We start from the raw sequence: 13,577 nt of genomic DNA, 5'->3' as shown, positions 1-13,577 counted from the left end.
GCGCCGCCCACCGATCGACTGGAGCATGTGTGTCCCCTCACTCCGTACCGCGCCCGGAGTACCCGCGACCGCAGTTCGTGCGCCGCGACTGGCTCAACCTGAACGGCGCCTGGCAGTTCGAGACGGACCGGGGGGACAGCGGCCTCGACCGCGGGCTCCTCGACCGCGAGCTGCGCGACGAGATCCTCGTCCCCTTCCCGCCCGAGTCCGAGCTGTCCGGCGTCGGCGACACCGACTTCCTGGAGGCCGTCTGGTACCGGAAGGCCGTCACCCTCCCCGCCGCCTGGGCGGGACGCCGGGTGCTGCTGCACTTCGGCGCCGTCGACCACGACACCACCGTGTGGACCGACGGCAAGGAGGTCGTCCGGCACCGCGGCGGCTTCACCCCCTTCACCGCCGACCTCGGCGACATCGCCGGGGCGGGCGAGGAGGTCGTGATCACCGTCCGGGCCCGCGACCCCAAGTCCGGTCCGCAGGCCCGGGGCAAGCAGGCCGTCAAGTACGCCAACCACGACTGCAACTACACCCGGGTGACCGGCATCTGGCAGACCGTCTGGCTGGAGCCCGTACCCGACGTCCACCTGCGCCGCCCCCGGATCACCCCGGACCTGGCCGGCTCCGCCTTCCACCTGGAACTGCCCCTGTCCGGCAACCGGCCCGGCCACAGGGTGCGCGCCGTGCTCAGCGACGCCGCCGGCGAGGTGAGCCGCGCCGAGGCACGCGCCGACCTGGACCTCGCCCCGCGCCTGCACCTGCCGGTGCCGGACGACCGGCGCCGCGAGTGGGGTCCCGAAGACCCGCACCTGTACGACCTGCGCCTCGAACTCCTCGACGCGGCGGGCGAGGTGGTCGACAGCGCCGAGAGCTACGCCGGTCTGCGCGCCGTCGGTCTGCGCGGCAAGGCCGTCCTCATCAACGGGCGTCCGCTCTTCCAGCGTCTCGTCCTCGACCAGGGCTGGTACCCGGACGGGCTGATGACCGCCCCGACCGACGAGGCGCTGGTCAAGGACATCGAGCTGGGCATGGCCGCCGGGTTCAACGGGGCCCGGCTGCACCAGAAGGTGTTCGAGGAGCGCTTCCTCTACCACGCCGACCGCCTCGGCTACCTGGTCTGGGGCGAGTTCGGCGACTGGGGCTGCGAGACGGGCGGCTCCTCGGGCGACAACCAGAAGCCCGACGCCTCCTACGTCGCCCAGTGGCTGGAGGCGCTGGAGCGCGACTACTCGCACCCCTCGATCATCGGCTGGTGCCCGCTCAACGAGACCTACCAGAAGCTGCACGACCGGATGACCCAGCTCGACGACGTGACCCGGGCGATGTTCCTGGCGACCAAGGCCATGGACACCACCCGGCCGGTCGTGGACGCGTCCGGCTACGCCCACCGGGTCGCCGAGACCGACGTCTACGACTCCCACAACTACGAGCAGGACCCGGCCGCCTTCCGGGAGCTGATGTCCGGCCTCGCCAAGGACGCGCCCTTCGTCAACGCCTACGAGAACGGCGCGCCCTACTCCCAGCCCTACCGGGGACAGCCGTACTTCGTCAGCGAGTTCGGCGGCATCTGGTGGGACCCCGAGGCCGCCGCCGACCTCTCCGGCGAGGACCGCACGGTCTCCTGGGGCTACGGGGAACGCGTCCGCAACGAGGACGAGTTCCACGAGCGGTTCACCGGACTCACCGGGGTGCTGCTGGAGGACCGCGACATGTTCGGCTACTGCTACACGCAGCTGACCGACGTCTTCCAGGAGCAGAACGGCATCTACCGGTTCGACCGCGAGGAGAAGCTCGACGTCTCCCGCGTACGGGCGGCGCAGCTCCGCCCGGCCGCGATCGAGGAGCAGGACCAGGCGTGACGCGACCCGACGGAGGGCGGAAGCGGACATCGCTTCCGCCCCCCTTCCCCTCTTCTCAGAACGGTCGGTCACCCGCGATGGCGACGCGTTCGGCGACCCGGCGCTCCGAGCCGTAGTCGCCCACCGCGTAGTGCTGGGTGGCCCGGTTGTCCCAGAAGGCGACGTCGCCTGCCTGCCAGCGGAAGCGCACCTGGTACTCGGGCACGTGCGCCTGCTGGAAGAGGAGACGCAGCAGCCGGTCGCTCTCGGCCCGGTCCATGCCGAGGATGCGGGTGGTGAACGACGTGTTCACGAACAGCATGCGCCGCCCCGTCTCGGGGTGGGTGCGCACCACGGGGTGCTCCACGGGCGGGAAGAGGTCCTGGTGCGGCGCCAGCCGCTCGGGCCCGTAGAACCTGGCGAACCCGGGGATGAAGTCGTGCACGGCGCGGGCGCCGTCGACGCGCTCCTTCACCTCCGGCGGCAGGTTGTCGTAGGCCGCCGCCATGTCCGCCCACATCGTGTCCCCGCCGAACGGCGGGACCTCGCGCAGCTGGAGCACGGCACCGAGCGCGGGCCGCTCACGGAAGGTGACGTCGGTGTGCCAGACGTTCTCGTACGTCGGCGCACTCCCGGAGCCCTTGTCGAACCGGACGACGTCCGCACTGGCACCGGCGCTGAGCAGGGGATTGGTCTCCAGCTCGCCCCAGTGTCCCGCGAAGTCCCGCTGCTGGCCGGAGGTGAGGTGCTGGGCGCGGAAGAAGAGCACCTTCCACTCCAGCAGGGCGCGGTTCAACTCCTCGCGCAGGGTGGCGCCGAGCGGGCGCGAGAGGTCGACGCCCCGGATCTCGGCGCCGATGGTGCGCGCCTGCGGAACGACCTCGAAGTGCTCGTAGGGCCGCTCCCGCCACCCCTCGGGCAGCCGGCGCAGGACGCGCCGGCCCTCGTACATTCCGTCCTCCGGGATGCGCGCTTCGCGCAGGACGGTGCTCGGGTCTGCGGCCGTGACGGTCATGGGAGTCCTCCCCTGGTGCGTGGTCTGGGCGGTACCCGGCCATGGCGGTACGACGTCGTCGCCCGACGGCCGGGAAAATGTGCGGGTTCCGGAGCGTTTCAGCGTTTCGCCGGAGGACGCTTCGCCGGAAGAGGAACCGACAGGGCCCCGACGCGTCGCGCGTCGAGCCTGCGGTGCGGGGGACGGCCGTTATCGGCCGGAGCGCTCACAACCGGTCCGCTCGGGCACGCGGGGACACTCCGCCGTGGTGCCGAACCGGTATGTGGTCATGGCACCGATTGTGTGATCTCCGCTCGTCCCTGTCAACGGCGCCGGACCGGCCGGGGGACGAACGGGAGCATGTCGTCGCCCTCGGGCCGGACCACGCCGTAGCTGCCCTCGGGCACCTTGTTCCAGACGCCGGGCAGGTCGCCCAGGGGCTCCGAGACGATCAGGCGGGTCTCGTCGGACGCCTCCCGCAGGTAGGGCAGGTCGGGATGGAGCGCGCGCACGCTCTCGACGCGCGAGCTGTAGTACAGCGACCGGGTCTGGGCCTGCGTGGAGTAGCGGAAGGCCCACAGGCTCCGCCCGTCGGTCACCGCGACGGTCATCTGCAGCGGGTACTCCACCCCGTGCTCGTGACCGACCTCCTCCACCAGCCCCGCCATCCGCGCCACCGCCCCCGGCGGGTCCTCCTCCAGACCGAAGGTGAGGGCCAGGAAGAACATCATCTCCGAGTCCGTCGACCCCTCGATGTCCGGGTAGAGACGCGGGTCGACGGCCAGCGCCAGGTCCCGGCGCAGCTTGTGGAAGTCGGCGATGGCGCCGTTGTGCATCCACATCCAGCGCCCGTGGCGGAACGGATGGCAGTTGGTCTGCTGCACCGCGCTGCCGGTGGACGCCCGGATGTGCGCGAAGAACAGCGGCGAGCGGACATGCCCGGCGATCTCCCGCAGATTGCGGTTGCTCCACGCGGGACCGATCTCCCGGACGATCGCGGGTGTCTCCATCTCGGGTCCGAACCAGCCGACCCCGAACCCGTCCCCGTTCGTCGTCTCCACCCCCATCCGGGAGTGCAGGCTCTGGTCGATCAGCGAGTGCTCCGGCCGGTAGAGGATCGTCTCCAGCAGCACGGGGGTTCCCGAGTAGGCCAGCCATCGGCACATCGTCCGCCGCCTCCCTGGCGTCGTCAGTCGACCGGCCAGGTGTGGACCGGGGCGTTGAGATGCATGTAGTCCATGTACTGCTGCGTCATGCGGCGCAGCGCCTCGTGGCGGCTCGGCCGGGCGGAGGCGTCGATGTGGTGGAGCATTTCCTTCTGCCAGACCGCGCCGTTGCGGCCGGTGACGCACCGCTGCTCGATGATGCCGAGCAGCGGCTCCCGCCAGGCCGAGTCCATGCCGGACAGCTCAAGGCCCCGGTGCGCCAGCGGCAGCAGCCGGCGCAGCACCAGCTCGGGCACGGTGATCTCGCCCATGCCGGGCCAGTAGAGGTGGGCCTCGATGCCCTGCCGGGCGGCGGTGTGCAGGTTGTCCTCGGCCACCGAGAAGGACATCCGCGACCACACCGGCCTCTCCTCCTCCACCAGGGCACGGGTCAGGCCGTAGTAGAACGCCCCGTTGGCGAGGGTGTCGGCCACGGTGGGACCGGCGGGCAGGACGCGGTTCTCCACCCGGACGTGCGGTTTGTCGTGGGCGACGGCGTAGACGGGCCGGTTCCAGCGGTAGATGGTGCCGTTGTGCAGGGTCAGCTCGCCCAGGTCGGGGACGTCGCCGCGGTCCAGTGTGTCGGCGGGGTTCTGCTCGTCGCAGAGTGGCAGCAGGGCCGGGAAGTAGCGGAGGTTCTCCTCGAAGAGGTCGAAGACGCTGTTGATCCACCGCTCCCCGAACCACACCCGGGGCCGCACCCCCTGTGCCTTGATCTCCTGCGGCCGGGTGTCGGTGGCCTGCTCGAACAGGGGGATACGGCTCTCGTGCCAGAGTTCCTTGCCGAGCAGGAAGGGCGAGTTCGCCGCGAGGGCGACCTGGACCCCGGCGATCGCCTGGGCGGCGTTCCAGTAGTCCGCGAACTCCTCGGGCGCCACCTGGAGGTGGAACTGCGTGCTGGTGCAGGCTGCCTCGGGCGTGATGGTGTCCGCGTAGGTGCGCAGCCGGTCCACGCCGTCCACCTCGATGTGCAGGTCCTCGCCCCGGGCGGCGAACACCTGGTCGTTGAGCAGCCGGTAGCGCGGGTTCTCCGACAGGGCCGCCTCGCCCACGTCCGACTGGCGCAGCGTGGGCAGGATGCCGATCATGATCAGGTGGGCGCCGACCGACGTGGCACGGTCCTCGGCGTGGTTCAGGGCGGCCCGGATCTCGGTCTCCCAGGCGTCGGGGCCGCCCGCCGTCAGCCTGCGGGGCGGGATGTTGATCTCCAGGTTGAAGCGGCCCAGCTCGGTGGCCCAGGCGGGATCGGCGATCGCCTCGAGCGCGTCGCTGTTGCGCATAGCCGGCTCGCCCCGGTCGTCGACCAGGTTCAGCTCGATCTCCAGGCCCACCTGGGGACGCTCGGTCTCGAACCGGGACTCGCGCAGCATCTGCGCGAAGGCCTCCAGGCACTCCTGCATCTTGATCCGGTACCGGCGGCGGTCCTCGCGGGTGAAGACCACCGCCGGGACGTCCCGTCCCATCGGCCCTCCCGGGTTGCCGTCCGCGGACACCTCTCCACCCCAGCGTCGCACCACCCGGCCCGCCCCACCAGACGGGGACGGGGCCCACCGCGCCGAGCGCGATGGGCCCCGTTGCCGCGGGTCTGCCGCGGACGATCGGTGCTAGACGCGGCCCGAGGCCCGCACCGTGATCTTCTTGGAGGTGCGGCCCGTCGGGGACGACCCGTAGCCCTCGATCTTGTCGACCACGTCCGTGCCCTCCACGACCTTGCCGAAGACGACGTGCTTGCCGTCCAGCCACGGGGTGGGCACGGTGGTCACGAAGAACTGCGAGCCGTTGGTGTTCGGGCCCGCGTTCGCCATGGAGAGCAGGTAGGGGTCGGTGTGCTTCAGCTGGAAGTTCTCGTCCGCGAACTTCTCGCCGTAGATGCTCTTGCCGCCCGTGCCGTCGCCCCGGGTGAAGTCACCGCCCTGCAGCATGAACTGCGGGATCACGCGGTGGAACGGCGAACCCGCGTAGCCGAAGCCGTGCTCGCCGGTGGCCAGCTCGATGAAGTTCTTGGCGGTCTTGGGGGTGACGTCCTCGAAGAGCTCGAAGACGATGCGGCCCGCATCCTGGCCGTCGATGTCGATGTCGAAGTAAACCTTGGAATTGCTCATCGCACCATTGTGACGTGCGACCCCCCGTGTTGCCGAACCGGCTACCGGTTCAGTGTGTGGCGAGCAGTTCCAGCGTGTCGATCACGCGGTTCGAGAAGCCCCACTCGTTGTCGTACCAGGCGACGACCTTGACGTGCCGGCCGTCGACGCGGGTCAGCGCGGAGTCGAAGATCGAGGAGGCCGGGTTGCCGGTGATGTCGGAGGAGACCAGCGGGTCCTCCGAGTACTCCAGCACGCCCGCGAGCGGTCCCTCGGCCGCGGTGCGGTAGGCCGCCAGCACGTCCTCGCGGGTCACGTCGCGGGCGACGGTCGTGTTCAGCTCGACGATCGAACCCACCGGGACCGGCACGCGGATCGAGTCGCCCGACAGCCTGCCGTCCAGGTTCGGCAGCACCAGGCCGATCGCCTTGGCGGCGCCGGTGGTGGTCGGCACGATGTTGACCCCGGCGGCGCGGGCGCGGCGCGGGTCGCGGTGCGGGCCGTCCTGGAGGTTCTGCTCCTGCGTGTAGGCGTGCACCGTCGTCATGAAGCCGTGCTCGATGCCGGCCAGGTCGTCGAGCACCGCGGCCAGCGGCGCGAGGGCGTTGGTGGTGCAGGACGCGTTCGAGACGACCGTGTGGGCGGCCGGGTCGTACGCGTCGGTGTTCACGCCGTACGCGAGCGTCACGTCGGCACCGTCCGACGGCGCGCTGACCAGGACCTTCCGCGCGCCCGCCGTGAGGTGGCCGCCCGCGGCGGCGGCCGAGGTGAAGCGGCCGGTGGCCTCCAGCACGATGTCGACGTCCAGTTCGGCCCACGGCAGCCGGGCGGGTTCGCGCTCGGCCAGCACCTTGATCCGGCGGCCGTCGACGACGAGGGTGTCCCCGTCCACGCTCACGGGGCGCCCGAGCCGGCCGGACGTCGAGTCGAACGCGAGCAGCCGGGCCAGGGCGGCCGGTTCCGTGAGGTCGTTGACGGCGACGACCTCGATCTTGGAGTCGCGTTCGAGCAGTGCGCGCAGCACGTTCCGTCCGATGCGGCCGAATCCGTTGATGCCGATGCGCGTCATGAGCGCTGTCCCTTCGTTGCGCGGCCAGGTCCTTCGCCACCAGGCTCGCGCGCCGCGTCCGCCGACGGCAGCGGCGTGAGTGCCACGGTTCGAAAGGATCGCGCCAGGGTCTCTGGGAGGGGGCGGTCAGTCGCCGCGGGCGAAGGTGCGCCGGTACTCGCTGGGGGTGGTGCCGAGGATGTGCTGGAAGTGCAGGCGCAGATTGGCGCCGGTCCCGAGGCCGACGTCCACGGCGATCTGCTCCACCCCGCGCTCCGAGCGTTCCAGCAGCTCACGGGCCATGTCGATGCGGGCCCGCAGCACCCACTGCATCGGCGTGTAGCCCGTGTCCTCGACGAAGCGCCGGGAGAGGGTGCGCGCCGACACCGCGGCGTGCCGGGCCAGGGCCTCCAGGGTGAGCGGCTCGCCGAGGCGGCGCAGCGCCCACTCGCGGGTCGCCGCGAACCGCTCGCCCAGCGGCTCGGGCACGCTGCGCGGCACGTACTGCGCCTGGCCGCCGCTGCGGTAGGGGGCCGCGACGAGGCGCCGGGCGACGTGGTTCGACGCGGCCACCCCGAGGTCGCCGCGCAGGATGTGCAGGCACAGGTCGATGCCGGAGGCGGCGCCGGCCGAGGTGAGCACGCTGCCCTCGTCCACGAAGAGCACGTTCTCGTCGACCCGCACCCGGGGATGCTTGCGGGCGAGTGCCCGTGTGTAGTGCCAGTGCGTCGTGGCACGCCGGCCGTCGAGCAGTCCCGTGGCGGCCAGCGCGAAGGCGCCGGTGGAGATGGCGGCCAGCCGCGCGCCCCGCTCGTGGGCCTCGGTCAGCGCCTCGACGACGGCCGGCGGTGGGTCGTCGCGGTCGGGGGACCGGTAGCCGGGGATGAAGACCACGTCGGCCCACGCCGGCGCGTCCAGGCCGTGGGCCACGTGGTACGACAGGCCGTCACCGCCGGTGACGAGGCCGGGCGCCGCGCCGCACACCCGGACCTCGTACGGCATGCTCGCGCGCGTCGTGAACACCTGCGCCGGAATGCCGACGTCGAGCGGCTTCGCCCCTTCGAGCACGAGGACGGCGACGCGGCGCAGGCGGGAGGACGGCACGCGCCCAGCGTACGCGGGGCGCGGGGGGAATCAGCCCAGGCCGAGGGCGTCCATGGTGTGCTCGGCCATCCGCCGCTCACCGAGCGCGTTGGGATGCACGGGGACGAGGCTGTGGCCGAAGAGGAGCGGCTCGATCCACCGGGTGCCGGGGGCTTGGCACGCGTCGTGGCCCTCGGAGACGGCGGCGAAGTCGACGAAGGTCGCGCCGGTCTCCTCCGCGGCGCGTTCGACCACGTCGTTGAGGTGGGCCTGGATGCCCCGCAGGTAGGGCACGTCCCCGGCGGCGATCGGCAGCTTCACGAAGCAGGACGGGTCGGCTGCGGCCGGGGTGATCCAGGGGTAACCCAGGGCGGCCACCCGGGCGTTGGGAGCCGCCGCCATGACCTCGCGCAGCGCCGCCTTGAGTGCGGGGTAGGTGTTGTTCTCGATCTGGTCGTCGAAGGACGTGCCGTTCTTGTCCTTGCAGGGGCTGCCCTTGCCGCCGCTGAGGACGCCCGCGGAGCCGCAGGCCGTGATGGCGTTGATGAACGTGCTGTTGTCGTTGCCGCCGATGGTCAGGGTGACCAGGTCCGTGCCGGCGCTCAGCGCGTTCACCTGGGGGGCGACACCGGGGTACTGGGCCTGGGTGAAGTGGGAGGTCTGCGCGGCGCCGCAGGTGACGTCCTTGAGGCGGGCGCCGGTCGCGTCGGCGATGACGTGGGGGTAGTTCGCCGTCGAGCGCAGGCAGAGCAGGTTGGCGGGGTCGATGGGCAGGACCCCGGAGCCGGCGCTGTAACTGTCGCCGAGGGCCACGTAGTCGAGGGTGGGGGTGGTGGCGTGCGCGGTGGCGTCGGCGAGGCCGAGGGCCAGCACACCGACCGCAGCGGTTGTCGCAGTCATGACACGGCGCAGAGCATGCTTCGGCATGTGCTCCCTCTTCTGGAGTGCGGAGTGCGGAGTGCGGCCGGTGGTTACTGGGCGGTTCTACTTTTAAGTAATGTGCAGTGGTGTTGACTCCAAGTCAACGCTGCTGACAGAACTTCTTGCAGTGGAACCGCCGCGCCGTCCGACGCCGCCTCAGCCGGGCACGGCGTCCCGCTTCCGGTCCGGCGCCGCGAGCCGGGCCCGCCGTGTCCGGGGTCCGAAGACGCTCAGCGCCACGGCGCCGACCAGCCAGGTGCCGGCGATGAAGTAGAAGACGCTCCGGTAGCCGTGGGCGTTGTAGAGCGCCGCCACGATCAGCGGCCCCGCCGCGTTCGACAGCCGGCCCAGGCCGTAGGAGACGCTCGTCCCGAGCGACCGGCCGCGTGTGTCGAACAGCTCGGGCGAGTAGGCGTACCCGAGGGCGGTGTAACCGCGTTCGAAGAGGTTCACCAGGAAGCCGAACACGATGATGAGCACCGGGTTGAACGTCAGGCCGTACAGCAGCCCGCACAGCGCGATCAGCGTGCCGAAGGCGGCCAGGCACCACTTGCGCTCGAACCGGTCGGTCACCAGCGCCGCCAGATAGGAGCCGAGCGGGGCACCGACGGTGGTCAGCGCCACGTAGAAGACGGACTTCTCGACACTGAAGCCCTCCTTGGCCAGCAGGGTCGGCGCCCAGCTCGAATAGCCGAAGAAGCCGATGGTCTGGGTGACCCACAGGACCGTGAGCAGCAGCGTCGGGTACAGGTACTTGCGCTGGAGCAGCAGCCGCAGCGGTGCCCTGGTCACGGGCTCCTCCTCGACCGGGGGCGCGGGCTCGGGCAGCGGACCGTGCTCGGCGGCCACCCGGGACTCGATGTCGCGCAGCACCGCCTCCGCGCTCTCGTGGTCGCCCCGGCTCTCGTGCCAGCGGGGCGACTCGGCCAGGTGCCGGGTGAACAGGACGAGCAGGATGCCGAGGGAACCCCACAGGTAGACCAGGCGCCAGGTCCAGTCGCCGAGCGGCACCACCGCGCTGGCGACGAGATTGGTGACCGGGGTGCCGCAGATGCCGATGACGATGGCGTACGCCTGGTACTTGCCGCGGACGGCCGACGGGTACATCTCGTTGACGTAGATGACGGCGACCACGGTCATCGCCGCCAGGCCGGCCGAGGTCAGCACCCGGAAGACGGTCAGCGACACCAGGTCCCAGGCGAACGCCGAGGCGAAGGAGAAGACACCGAAGAACAGCGTCGTCAGCAGCAGGGTCCGTTTCCGGCCCAGGCGGTCGGCGACGGCCCCAGCGACGACCGAGCCGAGGAACATGCCGACGAACGACAGCGAGGTGACGTAGGCGATCTGGTCGACCGTGATGCCCCACAGGTCGACGAGTTTCGGGGCGGTGGTGGCGAAGGTGTTGATGTCCGCGAACTCGAAGAAGTACGCGAACGACACGGCGAGCAGGGTGACTTTGTGGAACCGGGAGACCGGCAGCCGGTCCAGGCGGTTCAGGGCGTTGGCATGTGGCATGGCGGGGTCCTTGTCGAGAAGGTCGGGGAGGGCACCGGGCGGTTCACCGCTCGCCGGGCCAGTACAGGCGGGCCGGGTTGTCGACCAGCAGCCGGTGCCGCTGCTCCTCGGTGACGGCCACCCGCCGCACGTGGTCGACGAGGAGCCCGTCGTCGGGCATGTGGCCGGCGAGGTTCGGGTGCGGCCAGTCGGTGCCCCACAGCACGCGGTCGCCGAACTCCTCGACGACGCGCCGGGCGTGGGGCACGACATCGGCGTACGGCTCCCGCTCACCGTCGAGGGCGGGAGGCCCGGTCACGCTCAGCCGCTCCGGGCAGGACACCTTGACCCATACGTCGTTGCGCTCGGTGAAGCGCAGGAAGCGCGTGAACCCGGGCCCGTCAACCGGCCGCGTCACGTCCGGGCGTCCCATGTGGTCCACCACGAGCGGCGTGGGCAGCGACGCGAAGAAGCCCTCCAGCTCGGGCAGGTCGGCGGCCTCGAAGTAGAGGACGACGTGCCAGCCCAGCGGGGCGATCCGCCGTGCGATCGCGCGCAGTTCGTCCTTCGGCGAGGTGTCGACCAGGCGGCGCACGAAGTTGAACCGCACCCCGCGCACGCCGGCCGCGTGCAGCGCCCGCAGCTCGGCGTCGCCGATGTCCGGCCGCACGGTCGCGACCCCGCGGGCCCGTCCGCCGCTCGACCGCACGGCGTCCAGCATGGCGCTGTTGTCGGCGCCGTGGCAGGTGGCCTGCACGATCACCGTACGGTCGATGCCCAGGTGGTCGCGGAGCGCGAAGAGCTGGTCCTTGCCGGCGTCGCAGGGGGTGTACTTGCGGCCCGGGGCGAAGGGGAACTCGGCCTGCGGGCCGAAGACATGGCAGTGCGCGTCGACCGTGCCGGGCGGCAGCCGGAAGGCGGGCGGGGACGGGTCGGGGTGCCAGTCCAGCCAGCCTGGGGTCTTCGGGGCGAGGTCGGCCATGTCAGCGCCCCTGCCGCTTCAGCAGCGCGTCGAGGCGTGGGTACACGGCGCGCGCGTTGTGCTCTTGGACGGCGGCGACCTGCTCCGCGGGCAGCGCGGACGATTCGACGTAGCGGCGGGTGTCGTCGAAGTGGTGGCCGGTGCGCGGGTCGACGTCCCGCACCGCGCCGATCATCTCGGAGGCGAACAGCACGTTGCGGGCGGGGACCACGTCCAGCAGCAGGTCGATGCCCGCCTGGTGGTAGACGCAGGTGTCGAAGAAGACGTTGCCGAGGAGGTGCTCCTCCAGCGGCGGCTTCCCGAGCGCCACGGCCAGGCCCCGGAACCGGCCCCAGTGGTAGGGCACGGACCCGCCGCCGTGCGGGATGACCAGCTTCAGGGTCGGGAAGTCCGCGAACAGGTCACCCTGCACCAGCTGCATGAACGCCGTGGTGTCCGCGTTGAGATAGTGCGCGCCGGTGGTGTGGAAGGCCGGGTTCACGCTGGTGCTGACGTGGATCATCGCCGGTACGTCGTACTCGGCCAGCTTCTCGTAGAGCGGGTACCAGGAGCGGTCGGTGAGCGGGGGAGCGGACCAGTGGCCGCCGGAGGGGTCGGGGTTGAGGTTCACCGCGACCGCGCCGTACTCCTCCACGCAGCGTGTCAGCTCGGGGACGCAGGTGGCCGGGTCGACGCCGGGCGACTGCGGCAGCATGGCGGCGGGCGCGAGGCGCCCGGGGTAGAGCCCGGCGACGCGGTGGCACAGCTCGTTGCAGAGCGCCGCCCACGCGGCGGACGTGCGGAAGTCACCCACGTGGTGCGCCATGAACGACGCCCTGGGGGAGAAGACGGTCACGTCGATGCCGCGCTCGTCCATCGTCCGCAACTGGTTCGGCTCGACGCTCTCGCGCAGTGCGTCGTCGCCGATCTCCGGGGCCGGGGGCGAGAGCGCCGCCGGGCCGGCGAGACCGGCGATCTGCCGCTCCCGCCACGCGGCCAGCGCGGGCGGAGCCGTGGTGTAGTGACCGTGACAGTCGATGATCATGGGCTGGGTCCTCCGGGTCGGGTCGTCGTCGACCGCGGCAGCCTCTCCCCGGCCATGCGAGGGCCGGGAGACGACCGGACACAGAACTAACCTCGCCTTAACAGAGCGGGACGCCATCGCCGTCCACCCTGCGGACCAGGCGAAACGCACCGCCGGGCGTGGTCTACATTCGGACCGGGATATTCCGACACCAGTTCCCGGACGCGGGCGGCATCGGCGCCGACGCCGCCGGAGGGAGACGGCAGGATGCACATACTGCTGGCCGAGGACGACGACGGGGTCGCGGGCGCGCTCGTGGAGGTCCTGTACGACCACGGCCACATCACCCGGCGGGTCACCCGCGGCCAGGACGTGCTGACCTACCACCGCAGCTCCGACCTGCTCCTCCTCGACCTCGGCCTGCCCGACGTCGACGGCCTGGAGGTGCTGCGTCGGCTGCGGGCTGTCAGTGACCTGTCCGTGGTGGTGCTGACCGCGCGCGGCGACGAGCGCTCGGTGGTGCGCGGGCTGCGGCTCGGCGCCGACGACTACCTCGTCAAACCGGTGCGCCTCACCGAGCTGCTCGCCCGTATCGAGGCCGTCACCCGGCGCGCCGCCGCACAGGCGCCGCCCGCCGCCAGGACGGTGCGCGTCGGGGACCTGGAGGTGGCTCTCGACGCCCGGCAGGTCCGGGTCGGCGGCGAGGAGGTCGAACTGACCGCCAAGGAGTTCGACATCCTCGCCGTACTGGCCCGCCGGGCCGGGACCGCGGTCAGCCGCGAGCAGGTCCTGGACGAGGTGTGGGGCGACGCCTACCACGCCGTCTCCCGGTCCCTGGACGTCCACCTCACCCAGCTGCGCGCCAAGCTCGGCCGACCGCGGCTGCTCAGCACGATCCGGGGCTTCGGCTTCCGGCTCGGCGACTGACGGGGCC

General features: G+C 71.5%; 12 protein-coding genes. 2 read left to right on the top strand and 10 right to left on the bottom strand.

Going from position 1 to position 13,577, the window contains the following annotated elements; genetic code table 11:
- Positions 1-29 precede the first annotated feature (29 nt).
- On the top strand, positions 30-1,853 hold the full coding sequence (locus tag ACFW01_RS31795; RefSeq protein ID WP_384509420.1) for a glycoside hydrolase family 2 protein: 1,824 nt from the start codon (positions 30-32) through the stop codon (positions 1,851-1,853).
- A gap of 55 nt (positions 1,854-1,908) precedes the next feature.
- Here the strand turns inward: ACFW01_RS31795 and ACFW01_RS31790 are convergent, their stop codons facing one another.
- The 10 genes from ACFW01_RS31790 to ACFW01_RS31745 all read right to left on the bottom strand — a co-directional run bounded on the left by ACFW01_RS31790 (position 1,909) and on the right by ACFW01_RS31745 (position 12,664).
- Entirely contained in the window at positions 1,909-2,847 is a 939-nt protein-coding gene (locus ACFW01_RS31790; protein ID WP_234959911.1) for a TauD/TfdA family dioxygenase, read from the bottom strand.
- A gap of 302 nt (positions 2,848-3,149) precedes the next feature.
- Positions 3,150-3,992 (bottom strand): class II glutamine amidotransferase, encoded by an 843-nt coding sequence (locus tag ACFW01_RS31785; protein ID WP_234959913.1) that lies wholly within the window; start codon positions 3,990-3,992, stop codon positions 3,150-3,152.
- Between the two features lie 23 nt (positions 3,993-4,015).
- Positions 4,016-5,494 (bottom strand): glutamate-cysteine ligase family protein, encoded by a 1,479-nt coding sequence (locus tag ACFW01_RS31780; protein WP_384509415.1) that lies wholly within the window; start codon positions 5,492-5,494, stop codon positions 4,016-4,018.
- Between the two features lie 141 nt (positions 5,495-5,635).
- The gene (locus ACFW01_RS31775; RefSeq protein ID WP_234959915.1) at positions 5,636-6,133 is read right to left on the bottom strand and encodes a peptidylprolyl isomerase; all 498 of its coding nucleotides are present in this window, start codon (positions 6,131-6,133) and stop codon (positions 5,636-5,638) included.
- 49 nt (positions 6,134-6,182) lie between these two features.
- Positions 6,183-7,181: a type I glyceraldehyde-3-phosphate dehydrogenase gene (gene gap, locus ACFW01_RS31770; RefSeq protein ID WP_384509411.1), complete on the bottom strand. Its 999-nt coding sequence runs from the start codon at positions 7,179-7,181 to the stop codon at positions 6,183-6,185.
- 126 nt (positions 7,182-7,307) lie between these two features.
- Positions 7,308-8,264, bottom strand: coding sequence for a DJ-1/PfpI family protein (locus ACFW01_RS31765; protein WP_234959918.1), 957 nt, complete (start codon positions 8,262-8,264; stop codon positions 7,308-7,310).
- Positions 8,265-8,294: 30 nt separating this feature from the next.
- On the bottom strand, positions 8,295-9,170 hold the full coding sequence (locus tag ACFW01_RS31760) for an SGNH/GDSL hydrolase family protein (protein WP_384509408.1): 876 nt from the start codon (positions 9,168-9,170) through the stop codon (positions 8,295-8,297).
- A 150-nt stretch (positions 9,171-9,320) separates the two neighbouring features.
- On the bottom strand, positions 9,321-10,679 hold the full coding sequence (locus ACFW01_RS31755; RefSeq protein ID WP_384509405.1) for an MFS transporter: 1,359 nt from the start codon (positions 10,677-10,679) through the stop codon (positions 9,321-9,323).
- Between the two features lie 43 nt (positions 10,680-10,722).
- The gene (locus tag ACFW01_RS31750; RefSeq protein WP_384509402.1) at positions 10,723-11,640 is read right to left on the bottom strand and encodes an amidohydrolase family protein; all 918 of its coding nucleotides are present in this window, start codon (positions 11,638-11,640) and stop codon (positions 10,723-10,725) included.
- Between the two features lies 1 nt (position 11,641).
- Complete coding sequence (locus tag ACFW01_RS31745; RefSeq protein ID WP_384509398.1) at positions 11,642-12,664, bottom strand: amidohydrolase family protein; 1,023 nt, start codon at positions 12,662-12,664, stop codon at positions 11,642-11,644.
- Positions 12,665-12,910: 246 nt separating this feature from the next.
- Here ACFW01_RS31745 and ACFW01_RS31740 point away from each other — a divergent pair, with 246 nt between their 5' ends.
- On the top strand, positions 12,911-13,570 hold the full coding sequence (locus tag ACFW01_RS31740) for a response regulator transcription factor (RefSeq protein ID WP_122617815.1): 660 nt from the start codon (positions 12,911-12,913) through the stop codon (positions 13,568-13,570).
- Positions 13,571-13,577 lie beyond the last annotated feature (7 nt).

This window comes from Streptomyces sp. NPDC058985, assembly GCF_042740985.1.
Lineage (GTDB): Bacteria > Actinomycetota > Actinomycetes > Streptomycetales > Streptomycetaceae > Streptomyces.
Note: the sequence above shows the minus strand (reverse complement) of the source record. Positions and strands in the feature narration are given on the sequence as shown.